At 42.8% G+C, this 20,374-nt stretch carries 15 protein-coding genes; 1 reads left to right on the top strand and 14 read right to left on the bottom strand.

The window, feature by feature from the left end; genetic code table 11:
- Positions 1-111 precede the first annotated feature (111 nt).
- From LI112_RS04285 to gpr, 9 genes are all read right to left on the bottom strand, one after another.
- Entirely contained in the window at positions 112-819 is a 708-nt protein-coding gene (locus tag LI112_RS04285; RefSeq protein ID WP_022388424.1) for a ComF family protein, read from the bottom strand.
- A 62-nt stretch (positions 820-881) separates the two neighbouring features.
- Positions 882-3,110, bottom strand: coding sequence for an ATP-dependent RecD-like DNA helicase (locus LI112_RS04280; protein ID WP_227190287.1), 2,229 nt, complete (start codon positions 3,108-3,110; stop codon positions 882-884).
- Between the two features lie 111 nt (positions 3,111-3,221).
- On the bottom strand, positions 3,222-4,211 hold the full coding sequence (locus tag LI112_RS04275; protein WP_005422681.1) for a rod shape-determining protein: 990 nt from the start codon (positions 4,209-4,211) through the stop codon (positions 3,222-3,224).
- Between the two features lie 152 nt (positions 4,212-4,363).
- Complete coding sequence (gene uvrA / locus LI112_RS04270; protein ID WP_227190286.1) at positions 4,364-7,204, bottom strand: excinuclease ABC subunit UvrA; 2,841 nt, start codon at positions 7,202-7,204, stop codon at positions 4,364-4,366.
- A 32-nt stretch (positions 7,205-7,236) separates the two neighbouring features.
- A complete protein-coding gene (hemW, locus tag LI112_RS04265) occupies positions 7,237-8,382 on the bottom strand; it encodes a radical SAM family heme chaperone HemW (protein ID WP_173899725.1) in 1,146 nt (381 codons plus the stop codon).
- Positions 8,372-8,752 carry a hypothetical protein gene (locus tag LI112_RS04260; RefSeq protein ID WP_173899726.1) on the bottom strand — a complete coding sequence of 127 codons (381 nt, stop codon included), beginning with the start codon at positions 8,750-8,752 and terminating at the stop codon, positions 8,372-8,374. The genes hemW and LI112_RS04260 overlap by 11 nt, the downstream gene beginning before the upstream one ends.
- Positions 8,753-8,824: 72 nt before the next feature.
- Positions 8,825-10,633 carry a translation elongation factor 4 gene (gene lepA / locus LI112_RS04255; RefSeq protein ID WP_005422675.1) on the bottom strand — a complete coding sequence of 603 codons (1,809 nt, stop codon included), beginning with the start codon at positions 10,631-10,633 and terminating at the stop codon, positions 8,825-8,827.
- A gap of 233 nt (positions 10,634-10,866) precedes the next feature.
- Positions 10,867-12,150, bottom strand: coding sequence for a stage II sporulation protein P (locus tag LI112_RS04250; RefSeq protein WP_227190285.1), 1,284 nt, complete (start codon positions 12,148-12,150; stop codon positions 10,867-10,869).
- Between the two features lie 99 nt (positions 12,151-12,249).
- The gene (gene gpr / locus LI112_RS04245; protein ID WP_118197893.1) at positions 12,250-13,158 is read right to left on the bottom strand and encodes a GPR endopeptidase; all 909 of its coding nucleotides are present in this window, start codon (positions 13,156-13,158) and stop codon (positions 12,250-12,252) included.
- Between the two features lie 282 nt (positions 13,159-13,440).
- Here gpr and rpsT point away from each other — a divergent pair, with 282 nt between their 5' ends.
- Positions 13,441-13,719, top strand: a complete 279-nt coding sequence (rpsT, locus tag LI112_RS04240; protein WP_070100264.1) for a 30S ribosomal protein S20 — start codon at positions 13,441-13,443, stop codon at positions 13,717-13,719.
- Positions 13,720-13,876: 157 nt separating this feature from the next.
- Here rpsT and LI112_RS04235 read toward each other — a convergent pair whose 3' ends face one another.
- From LI112_RS04235 to LI112_RS04215, 5 genes are all read right to left on the bottom strand, one after another.
- Positions 13,877-14,638, bottom strand: coding sequence for an IclR family transcriptional regulator (locus LI112_RS04235; RefSeq protein ID WP_227190284.1), 762 nt, complete (start codon positions 14,636-14,638; stop codon positions 13,877-13,879).
- A gap of 165 nt (positions 14,639-14,803) precedes the next feature.
- Positions 14,804-15,754 (bottom strand): phosphoglycerate dehydrogenase, encoded by a 951-nt coding sequence (locus LI112_RS04230; RefSeq protein WP_022388433.1) that lies wholly within the window; start codon positions 15,752-15,754, stop codon positions 14,804-14,806.
- Positions 15,755-15,771: 17 nt separating this feature from the next.
- Entirely contained in the window at positions 15,772-16,695 is a 924-nt protein-coding gene (locus LI112_RS04225) for a dihydrodipicolinate synthase family protein (protein ID WP_117592031.1), read from the bottom strand.
- A 9-nt stretch (positions 16,696-16,704) separates the two neighbouring features.
- The gene (locus LI112_RS04220; RefSeq protein ID WP_161283388.1) at positions 16,705-17,601 is read right to left on the bottom strand and encodes a dihydrodipicolinate synthase family protein; all 897 of its coding nucleotides are present in this window, start codon (positions 17,599-17,601) and stop codon (positions 16,705-16,707) included.
- 14 nt (positions 17,602-17,615) lie between these two features.
- Positions 17,616-20,372: a family 78 glycoside hydrolase catalytic domain gene (locus LI112_RS04215; protein WP_117592036.1), complete on the bottom strand. Its 2,757-nt coding sequence runs from the start codon at positions 20,370-20,372 to the stop codon at positions 17,616-17,618.
- Between the last annotated feature and the right edge of the window lie 2 nt (positions 20,373-20,374).

The raw sequence follows: 20,374 nt of genomic DNA, 5'->3' as shown, positions 1-20,374 counted from the left end.
TTCCTGAAAATACCAGAAATAATCATACATAGATTGATTGTATCATATATCCCGAATCATGAAAAGTATTTTTTCCGCTTCCGTCCAACCTTCGTTCAAAGATGTACCCATTCAGATGTTTCCCGTACACAAAGTTACAAAAAATACGGCTTTCGCTCCATTTTCCAGCAGACATTCTGCCATGGCTTCCACTGTACTCCCTGTCGTATACACATCATCGACCACAAGAATTCTCAGGCCTGTTACCGGCCCTGCTGCCTGAAACGCATTTCTGAGATTTTTCTTTCGCTCTTCAGCGTCCAGTTTTTTCTGTGACCGTGTTTCCCTGGACTTATAAATAACATCTTCCGCAACCGGAATTCCAAGGATTTTCCCAATGCGCTCTGCCAAATCGGCCGCCTGGTTAAACCCTCTCATTCTCTTTTTGCGCCTGTGAAGCGGCACCGGAATGATTACGTCCGGTCTCCAGCTTTTTATATCTCTTCCCACATATCTGCACATCGATTCCGCATAATATTTCCCATATTCACGACTCCCGTAATATTTATACCGAAGAAGAGAATTCTTCATCTGCGCATTATACAGAAACACACTTCTTCCACGAATAAATTTCCGTTCTCTGTGCCGACATTCACTACAATATTCTTCCGTCTCATTTACCGGTTTTCCACATTTCATGCAATAATATTCTGAAACAGGGTGAAAAATCGATTCGCACTGCGGACAGATACTTCTTTGTTTATCCTCCAGAATACCGCCGCATGCAGGACATCTGGGAGGGTACAGTACATCCAGACATTTTTCTTTTATTTTTTTCAAAGAAAGCCTTTCTCCCCGATGATATGCTCTCTTTTCCTGTTATCGAGTTCTTTTGCAGAGATTTATTCGGTTTCCTGAATGCGCTGATCCAGCGAGCTGTATCTTCTCTGCTGCTTCTCATTTCGGATCATATCACGGAAAGTCTCCTCACTTCCCACAACAGTAACGCATTTTCTCGCACGTGTTACTGCTGTATAAAGAAGATTTCTGTTCATCAGCATTCTCGGACCGGAAAGCAGTGGAATGATCACTGCCGGATATTCTGATCCCTGTGATTTATGTATGGTTACTGCATAAGCAAGTTCCAGTTCATCCAGCTGTTTAAATGAATATTCCGCCCATCGGCCATCTTCAAACTCAACTTCTGCTGTTTCTGCAAATTCATTGATTGTTTTGATGATGCCGGTGTCCCCATTAAAAACTCCAACACCTTTTTCGATCGGTATTCCATATCTTCCGCGGATTTCCCATTCCAGCTGATAATTATTGCGAACCTGCATGACCTTATCACCCTCACGGAAAAGTCCCTGTCCTATTTCTTTCTCTTTCTTGGAAGCGTCCGGCGGATTCAGGTATCTCTGCAGGATCTGATTCAGACGTTCCACACCGAGAAGTCCTTTTCGCATTGGTGTCAGAACCTGGATTTCAAACGGTTTTGCTTCCACATATTTGGGAAGTTTTTCCTGAATCAGTGCAATCACTACGCGAATGATGATATCCGCATCGTATCTTTTGAGAAAAAAGAAATCCCGGCTCTTGTTATTGATTTCCACCTGCTCACCTTTATTGATCTTATGTGCATTCACAACAATGTCACTCTCTGATGCCTGTCGGAAGATTTTCTTCAGTTCAACTACCGGAAACTGTCCACTTCGGATAATATCGCGAAGTACATTCCCCGGTCCCACACTTGGAAGCTGATTTTCATCTCCTACCAGGATCAGTCTCGTTCCTGCCGTAACTGCCATAAGAAGCGAATGGATGAGATGTATATCCACCATCGACATCTCATCAATGATAATGACATCCGTTTCCAGAGGATTTTCTGCATTTCGTTCAAAATGAATGGGCTGGCCTTCTCTGTCATCTTCCGGCATTCCCGAAAGTTCGAGAAGACGATGGATCGTCTGCGCCTCATAGCCGGTAGCCTCTGTCATACGCTTCGCTGCCCTTCCGGTTGGAGCCGCCAGCCTGATCTCTGCACCTTCGCCCTCAAAATATCGGATGATCGCATTGATTGTCGTTGTTTTTCCGGTACCGGGACCGCCGGTGAGAATAAGCAGGCCATGCCCGGCAGCTTCCTGCACTGCTTTTTTCTGCATTTCATCCAAAACCGTTCCCGTTTCTTTCTCTATCTGGACAATTCTTCGTTCCACTATTTTCTCATCTTCCGGGCAGAAAACATCAAGTTCCCGAAGCATTCTTGCCGTATTTAACTCCAGATAATAATATTGAGCCGGATAAATCAGTATCTGATCTCCTTGTTCCTTCTGAACGATCTTACGGTCCATCGCCAGATCGACCAGATGCTTCTCCATATAAGAAGAATCTACACCGAGCAGTTCTGCTGCACGCTGAAAGAGCTCGTCTTTCGGAAGATACACATGTCCCTCCCCGGTTGCCTGCAGAAGAGTATATACCATTCCACTTTTTATTCTGTAATCTGAATCTGTATGAATTCCAATGCGATAGGCGATCTCATCTGCAATTTTGAATCCCACACCACTGATATCATCTGCAAGTCTATACGGGTTTTCCTGCAAAACACTGTAAACAGAGTCTCCATACTTCTGGTAGATTTTGGCACCAAGGTTCAGTGAAATCCCATATTTCTGCAAAAACATCATTGCCTTCCGCATATCGGACTTTTCCGCGATCTGCATGGCAATCTCTCTTGCCTTTTTTTCACTGATTCCCTTAACTTCAGACAGTCTTTCAGGCTCATTTTCTACTATCTGAAACGTATCATCTCCAAAATGACGTACGATCCTTCCCGCCAGCGCCGCGCCAATTCCTTTAATCGCACCCGAACCGAGGTATCTTTCCATAGCCAGTGCATCTTCCGGCATTTTTTCAGTCAGCCGCACTGCCTGAAACTGCTTTCCATAAACCGGATGCTGTGTAAAATTCCCCTCCAGTTCTACAGATGCTCCCTGTGTGACCACCGGAAAACTTCCAACGCAGGTCAGCTCATCTTCCTCGCTGACCCCTTTTAATACCATAACCGTATATCCATTATCTTCATTTCGAAAAATAATATGATCAATATATCCTGTAATGCTCTCGCTCATTTCTTCCTCTTTCTTCCGGCCCCAAAATTGCTACTGTTTTTCAGCCTTATAACAGCAAAACCAGGATATCTATGATCTATCATAAATATTCCTGGCTCCTGTCTGCAGTTATTAAGATTCCATACGGCTCATTATCTCTGCATATTTGCCGGTTCCAACAGCTACCACATGCATCGCATTCTGAACAGTCAGAGTATTTACCCCTGTCCTCTGCTCGATCAGTGCATCCATTCCCCGAAGCAGTGCTCCTCCGCCCGCCAGGACAATTCCTCTGTCCACAATATCAGCGGCCAGTTCCGGCGGTGTCTTTTCCAGCACTCCATGGACTGCTTCTACAATCTGTCCTGTCGCATCTTTCAGTGCCTCACGGATTTCTTCGGAAGTCAGTTTTACTTTTTTCGGAAGTCCTGTAAGTACATTTCGTCCTTTTACTTCCATCACCTGTGGATTCGCTTCTTCGATAGCTGTGCCGATTTTTATTTTGATTGCTTCTGCAGTATCCGATCCGATAAACAAACTGTGCGTCTTTCGTATATAACTCATGATTGCCTGGTCAAACGCATCTCCCGCAACCTTGATCGTTGATGACACAACAACACCGCCAATCGAAATAACAGCAATATCCGTTGTGCCGCCACCAATATCCACGATCAGATTGCCAAAAGGCTTGGTAATATCCACACCGGCACCGATTGCAGCAGCGATTGGTTCTTCAACCAGAAACACTTCTCTCGCTCCTGCCTGATAAGTTGCTTCTTCCACTGCCTTACGTTCAATCTCCGTGATACCACTCGGCACACACACGCTGATCCGTGGTTTGCGGAACGCCCGCCGCCCCATCGCCTTGGCGATAAAATATTTCAACATTTTTTCCATAACGACAAAATCTATGATCATTCCCTGACGAATCGGACAGATTACTTCCATATTGGAAGTAACATGCCCAGCCATCTGCCGGGCTTCTTCACCAATTGCTTTGATCTTCTCTGTATCTTTATCATATACTACTACAGATGGTTCGCTCAAAACAAGGCCTCTGCCCGTAGAATATACCAGACTGTTTGTCGTTCCCAGATCTATTCCTATATCATTTGCAGGCATAAGATCTCCCTTCCATATGCTTCCTGTAAAAATCTGATATTCTTTCGTTATACATATAATCACGCTTATTATAAACAACTTTTCAGCAATTGAAAAGTCCCTTATTCATAACAAAACACCTGCGGATATTAACACGCACAATAACCGGCCGTTTACTTTAAATATTTTGCCACATACTGGCCTGTATAGGAATCCGGGCAGACAGCAATTTCTTCCGGTGTACCTGTTGCAATAACAGTACCTCCACGTTCACCGCCTTCCGGTCCCATATCTATGATATAATCTGCAGTTTTGATCACGTCCAGATTATGCTCGATGACTACAACTGTATTGCCGCCCTCTGTCAGGCGCTGCAGGATCTCAACAAGCTTATGAACATCCGCAAAGTGAAGTCCTGTCGTCGGCTCATCCAGAATATAAATGGTACGACCGGTACTGCGTTTGCTGAGTTCAGTCGCAAGCTTGATTCTCTGCGCTTCTCCACCCGAAAGTTCGGTAGATGGCTGTCCAAGACGGATATAAGAAAGTCCTACATCATAGAGTGTCTGAATCTTTCTCTTAATGGAAGGAATGTTCTCGAAGAAAGCAAGAGCCTCTTCCACCGTCATATTCAAAACATCGTAAATACTCTTGTCTTTGTATTTTACTTCCAGTGTCTCACGATTATATCGTTTGCCTTTGCAGACTTCACATGGTACATAAACATCTGCAAGGAAATGCATCTCAATCTTGATGATACCATCACCACTGCAGGCTTCGCAGCGTCCGCCTTTGACATTAAAACTGAAACGTCCTTTCTTATAGCCACGTGCTTTGGCATCAGCTGTAGATGCAAACAGATCACGGATCTGATCAAACACACCTGTATAGGTTGCAGGATTGGAACGCGGTGTACGTCCGATCGGTGACTGATCGATACTGATTACCTTATCCAGCTGATCCAGTCCCTGAATTTCTTTATGTTTTCCCGGAATCACTCTAGCTCTGTTGAGGTCTCGCGCAAGCGTCTTATACAGAACTTCATTGATCAGGGAACTTTTGCCAGAACCGCTGACTCCCGTCACCGCAGTCATAATGCCAAGCGGCACATCTACATTTACCTGTTTCAGATTGTTTTCTGCTGCTCCACGGATTTTCAGCCAGCCGGTCGGTTGTTTACGTTCTGTCGGCACCGGAATTTTGCAACGTCCGCTCAGGTAAGCACCTGTAATTGAACGTTCATTCTTCATCAGCGCCTCTGCCGTACCAATTTCCACCAGTTCTCCACCATGTTCTCCGGCTCCCGGACCGATATCCACAACACAGTCCGCTGCGCGCATGGTATCTTCATCATGTTCAACCACAATCAGACTGTTACCCAGATCACGAAGACGCATCAGTGCACGAAGAAGCTTATCATTATCTCTCTGATGAAGTCCGATACTCGGTTCATCCAGAATATAAGCGACTCCCACCAGTCCGGAACCAATCTGTGTTGCCAGACGGATTCTCTGTGCTTCCCCACCGGACAGCGTCGCTGTTGCACGGCTCAGAGACAGATAATCCAAACCTACCTCAGACAGAAAACCAACTCTTGCACGGATTTCTTTCAGAATCTGCTTACCGATCAGTTCCTGCTGTTCAGTAAGTTTCAGCTCACTCATAAATTTCTTCAGATTTTCTATAGAAAGAGAAGTCACTTCATAAATATTGCGATCTCCTACCGTCACCGCCAGAGATTCTTTTTTTAATCGCTGGCCTTTGCAGGTCTTACACGGTGTGATCCGCATAAACGACTCATACTCCTGTTTCATCGCATCGGATCCTGTTTCGCGGTATCGCTGTTCCACATTTTTGATCAGACCCGGGAAAGCAACGTCATAAACGCCTTCTCCACGCTGACCTTTATAATATACTTTAACAGCATGTCCATTTGTACCATGGATCAGAACATTCTTAACATCATCCGGATAATCCTGGAACGGAGTATCCAGGCTGAAATGGTATTCTTTCGCCAGTGCATCAAGGATTGCTCTTGTAAAACTGCCCTTATCTGTGCAGGACTGCCAGCCCATGACCACAATAGCTCCCTGGGAAATACTCAGAGATTTATCCGGAATCATCAGATCAATATCAAATTCCATCTTATATCCCAGACCAAAACAATCCGGGCAGGCTCCAAACGGATTATTAAACGAAAAGCTTCTCGGCTCGATCTCATCAATACTGATCTGACAATCCGGGCAGGCAAAGCTCTGACTGAATGTCTTCACAGTACCATCCATCGTATCTACCATAAGCAACCCATCCGAAAGATTCAGAACTGTCTCAATGGAATCAGACAATCGTTTCTCGATTCCCGGTTTTACTACCAGACGGTCTACGATAATTTCTATATTATGTTTGATATTTTTATCCAGTTTAATTTCTTCAGACAGCTCATACAGATTTCCATCAATCTGTACACGTACATAACCGCTGCGTTTCGCCTGATCCAGAAGCTTTGCATGTGTTCCCTTTCGACCACGAACTACCGGTGCCAGAAGCTGCAGCTTTGTTCTTTCAGGAAGTGCCATAATATGATCAACCATCTGATCGACTGTCTGCTTTTTGATTTCCTTTCCGCACTTCGGACAATGCGGAATACCAATACGTGCATAAAGAAGTCGGAAATAGTCATAAATTTCTGTAACTGTTCCAACCGTTGAACGCGGATTGCGGTTGGTAGATTTCTGATCGATGGAAATTGCCGGTGGCAGTCCTTCGATCGACTCTACATCCGGTTTCTCCATCTGGCCCAGAAACTGCCTTGCATAAGATGACAGAGATTCCATATAACGTCTCTGCCCCTCTGCATAGATCGTATCAAATGCCAGAGAAGACTTTCCTGATCCGCTGACTCCCGTCAGAACCACAAATTCATCTCTCGGAATATCCACACTCAGATTCTTGAGATTGTTGACATTTGCTCCTCGAATCTTAATAAACTTTTTTCCAGTTGTTCGTTCAGACATCTTTTCTCCTCTTATCCGCTGCATGTTCGCACTTATTCTTCATCCAACAGAAACTCTGCCAGGATATGATTGCTCACATGAATTCCTTTTCTTGTAAATCTCCAGTTCGCACCAGTCTTCTCCAGGAATCCGGTCTCTTTATATTTTTGCAGGACAGAACCATAAATATTCTCAAGCTTCTGTCCGAAATTCTGTTCAAAATCGATCTCTGAAATCCCTTCCGTCATACGAAGCCCCAGATACATAAATTCTTCTATCTGGTCTTTAAGTGAAAGTTTCAGAACATCTTTACGAATTCGTTCTGTGTTTTCGGAAAATCCCAGATATTCCTGCATATCTCTCGTATTGGAAAAACGGTTTTCCCCATAAAGAGAAGATGCTCCCAGCCCCAGGCCAAGATATTCTGTACGTTTCCAGTAACCGATATTATGCCGACATGCATATCCGTCTTTTGCATAATTGGATATTTCGTATTGTTGATATCCATACTCTGCAAGAATCCCCGCTGTGTCCTCATACATCTGATACTCCGTATCTTCATCCGGAAGGTCCAGTTCACACTCCGCAAACGGAGTTCCCTCCTCGATGATCAGACTATAGGCAGAAATATGTTCCGGTTTCAGCTCCGCGACCTGACGAAGGTGAGCACGCCATGCCTCTCCTGACTGTCCGGGGATTGCAAACATCAGATCTATATTAATATTTTGAAACCCTGCTTCTCTTGCCCACTGATAACTCTGAAGAAATTCTTCATATGTATGAATTCTTCCAAGCATCCTCAGCTCTTTCGAATCCGTGGACTGCAGTCCCAGACTCAGACGGTTGATTCCTGTTTCTCGGTAAGCATTAAGTTTCGCAAGATCAACTGTGCCAGGATTTGATTCTATTGTTATTTCTGCATCCGGCGAGAAACAGAATTTCTTTTGAATTGTCTCCATAATAGAAGCAATCGCTTCTGCTTTCAGTACGGAAGGAGTCCCCCCTCCGATAAAAACAGAAACGATCTCATACGCTTCAACACCCTGCACCGCCTGAATCTCAGCACGCAGAGCCTTTATATATCTGTCTCTTGTCTCCTGATCCGATGGACCGGAGAGGAAATCGCAGTACTGACATTTCTGCACACAGAACGGTATATGAATATATAATTCCAGTGGGATACGATTCTTATTCTTCATTGTCTCCACCCTCATCAGAAGAACCCGATGTATCTTCCGACTGATCCTGATCCTGGCTCTGCATATTCGAAGCATCTGTAGTATTCGCATCACCCGCACCCGTATCTGTACTGTTTGTCACCGCTGATGGATTTTCTGCCAGATACAGATTCACCATACTGATATCTCCATTCGAAGTAACTGCTGCCGCATCTACCGTATCCGGTGCCGGTGTTGGTGATGGTTCCGGTGTGATACTGATCTTCAGTACCTGTTCCGAAGCAGGATCTGTCTTTTTCTGCCCGCAGCCACATCCCGTCATAATCACACAGAGTGTCAATGCACTCCCCGCAACAATATATCTCATAGCTTTTGCAGTTCCTTTTTTCATGGCCCTGCCTCCCTTCTGTAAGTCCGCCGTTCACAACAATATGCATTCCATATTCACGGTCTCTCCCGTCAATTATTTATCGTCCAGTTTCAGTACACTCATAAATGCCTTCTGTGGAATCTCTACGTTTCCGACCTGGCGCATACGTTTCTTACCTTCCTTCTGTTTCTCAAGAAGTTTCTTCTTTCGGGAAATATCACCACCATAGCATTTGGCAAGAACATCCTTTCGCATAGCGCGGACAGTCTCACGGGCAATGATCTTGCTTCCGATTGCAGCCTGGATCGGGATTTCAAAGAGCTGTCTCGGAATTTCTTCTTTCAGCTTCTCACACATCTTACGTCCACGCTCATAAGCAGTATCTGCATGTACGATGAAAGAAAGTGCATCAACTTCTTCCTTATTAACAAGGATATCAAGTTTAACCAGTTCACTGCGTTCATAACCGCAGAGCTCATAATCCAGAGATGCATATCCTCTGGAACGGGATTTCAATGCATCAAAGAAATCGTAAATGATCTCATTCAGTGGAAGTTTATATTTCAGAAGTGCTCTGGTTTCCTCCATGTATTCCATTCCGTTATACTGACCACGGCGTTCCTGGCAGAGATCCATGATTGCACCGATAAATTCAGTCGTTACCATAATCTCAGCATTTACCATTGGCTCTTCCATATATTCAATCTCAGATGGATCCGGGAGATTAGATGGATTTGTCAGTTCGATTACTTCTCCATTCGTCTTATATACTTTGTAAACAACACCTGGTGCTGTCGTTACCAGATCAAGATTGTATTCTCTTTCCAGGCGTTCCTGAATGATTTCCAAATGCAGAAGTCCGAGGAATCCACAACGGAAACCAAAGCCAAGTGCAATAGATGTCTCCGGTTCAAAGAACAGAGAAGCATCGTTCAGCTGCAGTTTCTCAAGAGCATCTCGAAGATCACCATATCTGGCGCCATCAGCCGGATACAGTCCACAGTAAACCATTGGCTGTACTTTCTTGTAACCTGGAAGCGCTTCTGCACACGGTCTTTCATTATCGGTAACTGTATCACCAACTCTGGTATCACCAAGATTCTTAATGCTTGCGGTAATATATCCAACCATACCGGCTGTCAGCTCATCACATGGAATAAACTGTCCGGCTCCAAAATACCCGACCTCCACAACTTCTGTCGTAAATCCTGTTGCCATCATACGGATCTGTGTACCCTTCTTAACACGGCCGTCCATAACACGACAGAAAACAATGACGCCTTTATAAGCATCATAAACAGAGTCAAAGATCAATGCCTTCAGCGGAGCATTTACATCGCCATGCGGTGCTGGGATCTTCGTAACGATCTGCTCCAGAACCTCTTCAACATTCAATCCTGTCTTGGCAGAAATTCTCGGTGCATCGTGTGCCTCAAGTCCGATCACATCCTCAATCTCGTTGACAACGCGCTCCGGATCTGCACTTGGGAGATCGATCTTGTTAATGACCGGAAGAACATCCAGATCATGATCCAGTGCAAGATAAACATTCGCCAGTGTCTGCGCCTCGATACCCTGTGCTGCATCTACGACCAGAATCGCCCCATCACAGGCAGCAAGACTTCTGGAAACCTCATAATTAAAATCGACATGTCCTGGTGTATCGATCAGGTTAAAAATATATTCTTCTCCATCATTAGCCTTATAAACGATTCGTACAGCCTGAGACTTGATCGTGATACCTCTCTCACGCTCAAGCTCCATATTATCCAGCACCTGAGACTGCATCTCACGTTCTGTCAGTGTACCCGTCTTCTCAATAATACGGTCAGCCAAAGTGGACTTGCCATGGTCTATATGTGCAATAATGCAGAAATTACGAATTTTGCTCTGGTCTATCATTCTGCGAAATTCCTCCTTATGTACTTCTCTTTATTTTCCAAAAAACTATTCCTTATATAATAAAGTATAGAAAATCATACTACGAGGCATTATAGCATAGCTTTTTACCTTTAGTCCAGTTCTTGTAAAGGGATATTTCTGCTGACACACCGTTATGACGCGGTTCACGTCTGTATTGCTGATCTGTGTTTTCATTATACGAACATTTGTTCTGAATTGCAAGCGTTATTTTTTTAATTTTCCCCCTGCAGCACCCGGTTCAGGATATCCGCAAAAGGATCCATTGCATTTTTTACCTCCTGGACAGTATTTGTCTGAGCCCCTGCCTCCAAAAGCAGGGCTCGTGGACGCAGATGCAGATTATAACGTAATCCTGCCAGATAAATGCCACGGTACAATTCAGGATAGTACAGAGCCGCCTGATACTCAAGCTGGAAAGAAAATGCCAGATTATCCTGTATGTACGGATTTGGAAGGTATGAAAGATCACCGCTGTTTATTGTATGACTCAAGCCATTATAAAACATGATCTGCGCTGTCGGTTTTCCGTTAATTTCGGTGACCAGATGGCGGTCTTCCGGTACGCCATCCCGGTGCAGGTCTATCAGAATCTGTATAGATGGCTTCTCTTCCAGAACAGGTTCCAGCCACGCTCTTGCATAGTCATATGCTTTACTCCGGTCAAGTTCCCCTCCAGCCAGATCAAATGCTTCCGTTACATGCATAACCTGATAGCCATAATTTTCTGTCAGAAGCTGAGCCAGATAATCCCCCACCCCCACGATCGTATCTTCTGTCTTTCCTTCTCTGGAATCTGCAAAAGTCTCCTGCGAATGACTATGATAGATCAAAATCTGTGGCTCCGCTTTTTCCTTACGGAGCGTCAGATCCTCCCCAAGAAGAGCAGCCGCATTCAACTGTTGCGCACTGGTTTCTGTATTAGGATCAAGAATAAAAAAATGATTCATCAGATAATCGTAATCTGCCAGTCTTTCCGGTGCAAGGTCAATTTCCGGCATCGGCTGTACCTGAGCGGCTGCCGTAGTAACTTCCTCTTCCCCGGGAGATTCTTCGGCTAAATTTTCTTCTGGCTCTGTCTGTTTATCTGCATTTTTTGCTTTCTGCTCTTCTGTATTTTGAGTTATTGGAGTCGCTGTAATCTCTGGTTCCTCAATTGAAGTTATCGTTGGCTTTTCCGGTCGTTCATCCTTCTCAACATCCTCTTCACGCTCTGACTGCTTGTCCTCAGTCTCTCTATCAGTTTCTTTACTGCCAACTTCTTTATTTTCATCCACAACCATCCTGCCAAGATAACGTGCATTGCTCTCCATCAGCTTTTCATAAGTCTCACGGTCCTGTCCAGCTGAACGCTCCTGTGCCTTCTCTTCCAGAAAACAGTACAATGGAAGCTGGCGAAATACATTTTCGTGCATCACAAGAATGCCCGCTGTCACGGATAGCGTCACAAGCACACAGCCTTCCACTACCAAATACAGTATTTTCCGGAATTTTGTCACAGGATCACCCCTTTCAAAGTATCCTATGATAAATTTTTCCGGATTATTCCCCACAAAATATCCATTTAAATATGAAAAAACAACTTCCATATTTTTATATCAGATTTCACCGAACGCTGTATTCAATCCTTCAGATATTGTAAAGCTCAGATATTTTACCGTCTCATCCACATCCTTTGGTGTCACAAACATGCTGTAGAGATTCGGAGCAATCATTTCTTCCAAAAATTCTTTCTGCTCCGCTTCTTCCAGTGCATCCAGAAGATGTGCCATCGAATCATGAACGATCGTTGCCGCATCCACAACCGTCGGAACACCGATTCCAATCACCTTTACCTGCAGATTGTCCTCCGTTAGTCCATTTCTGTGATTTCCCACGCCTGACCCAGGATGAATTCCTGTATCTGTAATCTGGATCGTTCGATTCAGTCTGCGGACACTTCTGGCCGCAAGTGCATCAATTGCAACTACTACATCCGGTTTCGTTTCCGCAACCACTCCCTGTATGATCTCTGCAGTTTCCATACCGGTCTGTGCCATCACTCCCGGCACAATTCCACTGACACGGTGCATTTTTTCATGATCAATTCCTCGAAGGCCGTATTCCCTTATGATATGACGGGTCATCCTTAAATTTTCTACCACATGCGGTCCCAGTGCATCAGCAGTGATTCCTGCATTTCCGAGCCCCACCACAAGAATGGATTTTTCCTTTTTCAGATCAATGAGTTGTTTCAGATGTTTGGAAATCTCCTCTGATATCTCACGATGATAATCTTCATCCGGTACAGACAGATCCGGAGCTTCTATTGTAATGTAAGTTCCCTGCGGTCTTCCCATCGCCTTTGCACCGTTTTCTGTCACGATCCTGACGACAGTCGTTCGTACATCCTTTTCTTCATCATAGTCCTCCTGAATCTCTACACCACGAATCTCTGTGTTTTCTTCTTTAAAACGTTCTGTTGTTTCCAGTGCAAGGTCTGTTCTGATTCTTTTGCTGACTGCCATCTCTCTTCCTCCTGATCATCTGAATTATTGATATCCGATTATCATCTGTAAAATTTTGTTTCTTATCTGTCTACAATATTTCACTTTATCATTAATGTCTCTGTTTTAAGCCTATATTATGTATGGAAGATTTTTCTCACAGTAATATTATGTTTATATTTTTTTAACATTTCCGCATTTTACTATTGACAAGTAAAAATAAATATACTATCATATATAAGCATGTTTACAGAAGCGCCCGTGTCTGTTTCTGTAACAACGACACATTATTATAAATCTGAAATGGAGGTGTACCAATTGGCTAACATCAAATCTGCAAAGAAAAGAATTTTAGTAAACAGAACTAAAGCTGCTAGAAACAAATCTATCCGTTCTGCTGTTAAAACTTCCATCAAAAAAGTAGAAACTGCAGTTCAGAAAAACGATAAAGCTGCTGCACAGGCTGCTCTTACAGAGGCTATCTCTACAATCAGCAAAGCAACATCTAAAGGTGTTTATCACAAAAATAACTGTGCAAGAAAAATTTCCCGTCTGTCTAAAGCTGTCAACAGCATTGGCTAATTCAGGAAATATACATTTTTAATTATAAGCTTATAATTAAAAAGACAGTCACAACCGTCAGTGACTGTCTTTTTTCTTGTCTTTATTTTCTCCTGTCCTGCTCTTACCTCACGCAAAAACTGCCACTGCATATGCAATGACAGTTTTTTATTTCTTTTTATAATCTGCTCTCAATTTTGGTAACATATTTTTTCAGAAGAATCGCCCATTCAGACATTTTCTCTTCTGTAAAATGACTTGCAAGCCCGCTGATACTGATTGCCGCATACAGATTTCTGTTACGGTCAAATATCGGCATTGCAACACATTTTATCCCAAATTCATGCTCCATATCATCAATCGCATATCCTCTCTGACGAGTACGCATAAGTTCCTGTCTGAACACGTCTTTATCTGTAATGCTGTTCTCTGTAAATGCTTTCAGTTCATGTACAGTCAGGTATTCGTCAATTGAACGATCATTCATATTCGCCAGCATCGCTTTACCGATACCAGTGCAATACATCTGAGCCCTCTCTCCAAGGATCGAACGCATCAGCTCAACAGATTCTGCTGGATACATTGCATCCAAATACAATACTTCCTCTCGATATGGAACCGCCAGATAAACTCTTTCTCTGGTAATATTTGATAACTCCTGCATGTAAGGTCCGGCAATTTTAGTAATAGAATAATTATCTCCCAGAGCTTTACTCAGATTGAAAACCTGAATCCCTAACCGATACTTTCCTGTTTCTTCATCCTGTTCCAGATACTCCATAGATTTAAGGGTACACAGAATATTATGTACCGTACTCTTATACCATCCAAAGTACTCACTGACTTCCGTCACTCCCAAAACAGGTTTCACAGTAAAAAGATTCAGAATTTCCAAAGCCTTCTGAAGACTCTTTACTTTAATTTCATTATTGTCATCCATTACCCCTCCTCATAGATTTTATTTTACCATTTAGCTGGTCAAAACCTATATAACAATATAACAAATATAGCGTTACTGTTAATAGTAATAGTATAGCATCAATAAATTTTTTCATCAATAGATTTTCCCGGTAAACAGGTCATCCTCTGCCTTTATTTTGTACGATCATACAAGTTTATGCTCTGGTTCTTTTCCATCAAAAACTGCTAGGATTGCTTTCGCTGTCACCACAGAAGTCGTCTCACAGTTTTCATATGTCTCTGCTGAAACATGAGGGGTTGCAATATAGTTTTCAAAGCCAAACAGCGAACCAGAAAGATCGATCGGTTCCGTTTCAAATACATCCGATGCAAATCCAGCTACTTTTCCTGTTCTTAACGCTTCTGCCATATCTTTTTCAGAAACGATACTGCCTCTTGCTGTATTTACTACATAAACACCATCTTTCATCTTATTAAGAGTTTCCTGGTTGATCAGATGTTTTGTCTCGTCCGTTGCCGGAAGGTGAATCGAAATAATATCTGCCTTTTTCAGAACTTCCTCCTGTGAAACCAACTTTACTCCAAGCTTATCTGCCATCTCCTGATTCGGATACTTATCATATGCGATCATTTCCGGATGAAATCCTGCAAGACGTTCTGCAAGATTTCTTGCAATTGCTCCAAATCCCAGAAATCCAATTGTACGGCTCTTAAGTTCATGAAACATCGGGCGAGGCCATTTTCCATCTCTCACTGCATTGTTCATCTGCGGAATCTGTCTCATTGAAGAAAGGATCAATGCTGCAGCCTGCTCCGCAACTGCCGATGAATTGATTCCCGGACTGTTGCAGACAACAATTTCTCTTTTTTCTGCCGCTTTCAGATCTATATTATCCACGCCTACGCCAAATCTTGCCAGAACTTTTAATTTCGGTGCAAGACGGAATACCTCTTCATTCCATGTATCAACTCCAACGACTACGCCGTCAATATCTCCTACAATTTCCTTAAGCTCCTCAAACGTATATGGTCTTCCATGCGGATTTTCAATAATCTCACAGCCAGCCTCTTCCAGTAACTTTTTACCTGGCTGACAATACTTAGAATAATTCGTTGCTGTTACCAGTACCTTCATGTGCATTTCCTCCTGCTTTATACATCAAGTTCTTTTCTGATAAAATCAGTCAGTCTGGTAAGCTGATCCACTTCAAGACGAGCAGTTTCATTTAACAGTTCTGCTGGCTTCGTACGAGTATGGATCGATGCAAAATTGCCAATGCTCTTCTGATAGAACTTTGCATTCACCGGATAAACCTGTCTTTCAATCATAGAAGCTATTGTCAGAAAATCAGCAACCGTTCTTGCTTTCTCTGGTTCTTTCTCATAGTTTTCACACAGCCATACATAAAGATCTGCATGGAAGTTTGCCATTACACCACTGAATCCGCTTCCTCCAAGCTTCAAAGTTTCTAATAACGTAGATGAGTTCGCATTAAAAAGTTTGAGGTTGCTGCCCTTGATCTTTGCAAGTTTTGCTTCCATATTGTGGATATCACAGCTTGTGTCCTTAATGAAATAAAATCTTCCGGTATTTGCGCACCATTCCAGAAGTTCCGGAGAAATTACTCTCTTATATGGATACGGGCATTCATAAAATCCCAGTGCCAGGTCTTCCGGAAGCAGTGCAAGCAGTTTTTTCAGATTTTCAAGCCATACTTCATCACTTTCCTCTTCTGCCGCCAGGCGGTTTGTAAGAAGAATCACCGCATCGACACCTGTCCCGGCTACTGCATTCAGTTCTTCTGCCTGATCTTCAATCATATCTGAAATATGACCAGAAGCCACAACCGGTACTCTTCCTGCTGCTTTTTCTTTAATAAAACGAGCAAGTTCTACACGCTCTTCCAGCGATAGGAAGAACATCTCACTGGACTGGCAGTCTGCAAAAAGGCCCGCAACGCCATTCTCAATATACCAGTTGATCAGTTTTTCCAGAGAATCATAGTCTACTCTGTTGTCGTCTGTGAATGGTGTCAGCATAACCGGCCATACACCATTGTTGAAGTTTTTGCTCATAGGCTCCTCCTATCGCTCGTATTCATCCAGAATCTTTTTAATTTCTGCCATCTGTGTATCATCCAGACTCATACTGGATTGCTGCATCCACCGGCTTCCTCTGCCATATAATTCCGTTGCAGCCTTAATAGATGCATTGCCATTTCCATACAAATGAATCAGCTTATATAACTTATTGATTTTGACCTGACATTCTTTTATTTTCCGCGCATCATTATTCAAAAAAGCTTCATACATTTCCACATACGGTTCAATTCTTACATTGCTCAGTCCCGAAACAACTCCATCTGCCCCTGCAAGAAAGTTTGCCCCGCAAAGATAATCTTCTCCCTGTATCCATGCAAATTCTTTATTCTGATTCTCAAATAATCCCCTTGTATAATTCATAAAATTTCCTGATGAATCTTTTACTCCTGCAATATTTTTAACTGCAATCAGCTTATTGATCGTTTCAGGTTCTATGTAATTATGGGTTGTAGACGGAATATTGTATACGATCAGCGGAACAGGTGATTTCTTCGCAATTGTCATATAATGTTCCAGAATATCTGCCTGGGACGCTGCATGATAATAAGGTGCAGTTGCCACTATATAATCCGCTTCCAGATCTCCCAAAGCTGCGATTTCATCAGCCACAGCTCTGGTATTTGAATTAATCAGGGCAGCACACAGAAATTTATCTTCCGGCAGCATCTGTTTTAATGTATGGAATACCAGTCTTTTCTCTTCTGTTTTCAGATAAGCTCCCTCACCTGTTCCACCGCAGGCAAATAGTCCCTGAACACCTCCGTCAAGTAAATATCCCGCCTGTTTTTCAAGCAATTTCAAATTTAATTTTCCATCTTCATCAATTGGAGTTACAATAGCAGGAATGATTCCCTGCAGCTTTTTTCCCGTTCTCTTCAAAGCCTGTCCCTCCTTTATTTCACTGGTGCCACTTTAAACTCATAACTGCCGGCTTCAATCTGATAAACAACATATTTTTCTTCTTCTCTTAAATAAGTCATTCCTTCAACATCTACTGCATTTTCTCCATTCCAACAGCTCTTTGTTCCTTCGGTGATCTCAATTTTGTCCCACGCATTTTTCGGAATGTACAACTCTGCTGTTGTATTTCCCGGAACTTCTACTTTATATCTGAGTTCTTCATCATTTCGCTCCCATGCCGATACCACTTTACCACGAATGGTATTCACTGATGCTGATGCATATGGAAGATCTCCTGACATAATCGGTTTCAGAATAATCTTCTTAAATCCAGAAACTTCTTCGTCCAATCCCAGACCTGCAAGTATTTTATAGAAATATACATCTACACTTCCTGCAAATGGATGACTGTGAGAGTTAAAACATTTATCATTATTGAGGAATTCCCATCTTTCCCAAAGTGTTGTAGCGCCTTCTTTTTCGATCTGATATCCAAATGACGGGAAAGAAGTCTGTGTAATAAGTCTGTATGCCAGATCTTCATATCCATATTTAATCAGAACATCAAACATAAACTTAAGTCCGACTACGCCAGTGTTAATGTGCCATGCCCGCGTAACTTCCAAATCCTGCACCAGTGTTTCCAGTACATCTTTTACATTTTTCTCCGGTGTAATATCCAACCAGAGCGGAAGGAGATTTGCAGTCTGGCTACTGGATGAATACAATGTTGCATATCGTTTCATAACTGCCGGTCTCTGATCTTCCGGAAGAACATTCAGCCAAGATTTAATTTTTTCTGCAAGTTCTTCATCAGAAAACTTAGATGCAGAATATCTGTCTACTTTAAGGAAACGTCTGTTAAATGCGTCTGCTACTTTATTTGCCACTTCACGGTATTTCTTTGCTACATCTGCTTTGCCAATTCTTGCTGCCATACGTGATACCATCAGAGCATCATGACAATAATACCATGTAGATGTAATCTCAAATGGTGTATCAACCGGATTTGCATGCATCGGTGGGCACCAGTCACCAAAGAGTCCAAATGAAACAATACCATCTTCATCCTCCTGACTTCCAAGGTAATCTACCCACTTCGTCATTGTCTCAAGACTTTCCTCAACGATTCTATCATCATCATAATATCTGCTTACAACCCACGGAAATTCAACGCACGCTGTTGCATAAGTAGGATCTGCCGGATAACAGCTCCAATATGCCGGAGAAACACCAGCCACGCTTCCCGTTTCAAGCTGTGATTCTCTGATATCACCTTCAAATTTGCTATAAAACTGTGCCATGTCAAAATTATAAGCTGCTGCTTCTGCTGACATCTGTGCATCTCCGACCCATCCCATTCTTTCATCTCGCTGACAACAGTCTGTCGGAACACTATGCAAATTACTTACCTGAGTCCACACATAATTTGAATGGATTTTATTAATAAGTTCATTTCCGCAGCTGAAGCTTCCAATTCTTTCTACTGAAGAATGTACCACTCTTGCCTGCACGCTATCTATAGATGGTGTTCCCGGATATCCTCGAAGTTCAATATATCTGAATCCGTGATATGTAAAATGTGGCTCAAAGATTTCTGTTCCATCACCTTTGCATGTATACGTATCAAGTGCTTCTGCATTTCTGTTTGTATTCGGACAAAGCATTCCTGTTTTTTCATCTTTCAGCTCCGCATAGTGTACAGAAATAACATCGCCAGGCTTTCCCTGTACGGTCAGATGTACCCAGCCAGCAAAATTCTGTCCAAAGTCATACAGGTAAACCCCCGCCTGTGGCTGGGTCATAGAAACTGGAATTCTCGGTTTGATTACTTTTACAGCAGGAAATGTTCCCTGAGAAACCAGTCTGCCCATCTTTTCACTTACTTTGCAGGCATCTGCCCAGTCTTTGTCAGCATAATCAGGCATATCCCATCCATCTTTTTCAAGACGTGCATCATATCGTTCCCCATCATAAATATCATCAAATACAATCGGACCATCCGATACTTTCCATGACAGATCAGATACAATGATATCCTCACTTCCATCTTCATAATATACATACTGCTGGTAAAACAGTACCGGGGATTCTCCATATTTTTTTAATGGATGCCAGTTCTTCGCAATAGTTGTCTCATATGGGGAATAACGTCCATTTCCAAGCATAACACCAACAGCATTTTTTCCCTTTTTCACACTTTCTGTAACGTCATATACAGAATAATATATCTTCTGATCAAAGTCTGTCCACGCCGGATCAAGTACATGATTCCCAATCTTATCTCCATTAATATAAAGCTCATAATAACCAAGGCCAGATATATATACTCTGGATTTTTTAATTTTCTTATCTGCTGAAAACTCTTTTCTCAGAAGGTTACCGCCCCGAATCCATTCAGCTTTCCATTCGCTGTCTTCTAAAATTGCAGTCTCAAATTTCTCCGCATCTGTTTCGTATTCGTCTCCCTGTTTGTCCCAGACCTTCAGAGTCCACCGATATTCTTTTCTTGATTCCAGTGGCTGACCTTCATACTGTACATTTACAGTATTATCACTCTCACATTTTCCGGTATCCCAGATGCACTTTCCTGTTTCATCCCAGACCTGAATATTATATGCCACCTGACCGGCAGCCCTTTTCAGTGCTTTGATTTTCCATGAAAATCTTGGTTTCGGGGTATCAATTCCTAATGGATTTTCTTTATATTCGCATCTTTTTTCTAATACTTTTACTGTAATACTATTCATAT

This window comes from Blautia sp. 210820-DFI.6.14 (assembly GCF_020558815.1).
GTDB lineage: Bacteria > Bacillota > Clostridia > Lachnospirales > Lachnospiraceae > Blautia_A > Blautia_A obeum.
Note: the sequence above shows the minus strand (reverse complement) of the source record. Positions and strands in the feature narration are given on the sequence as shown.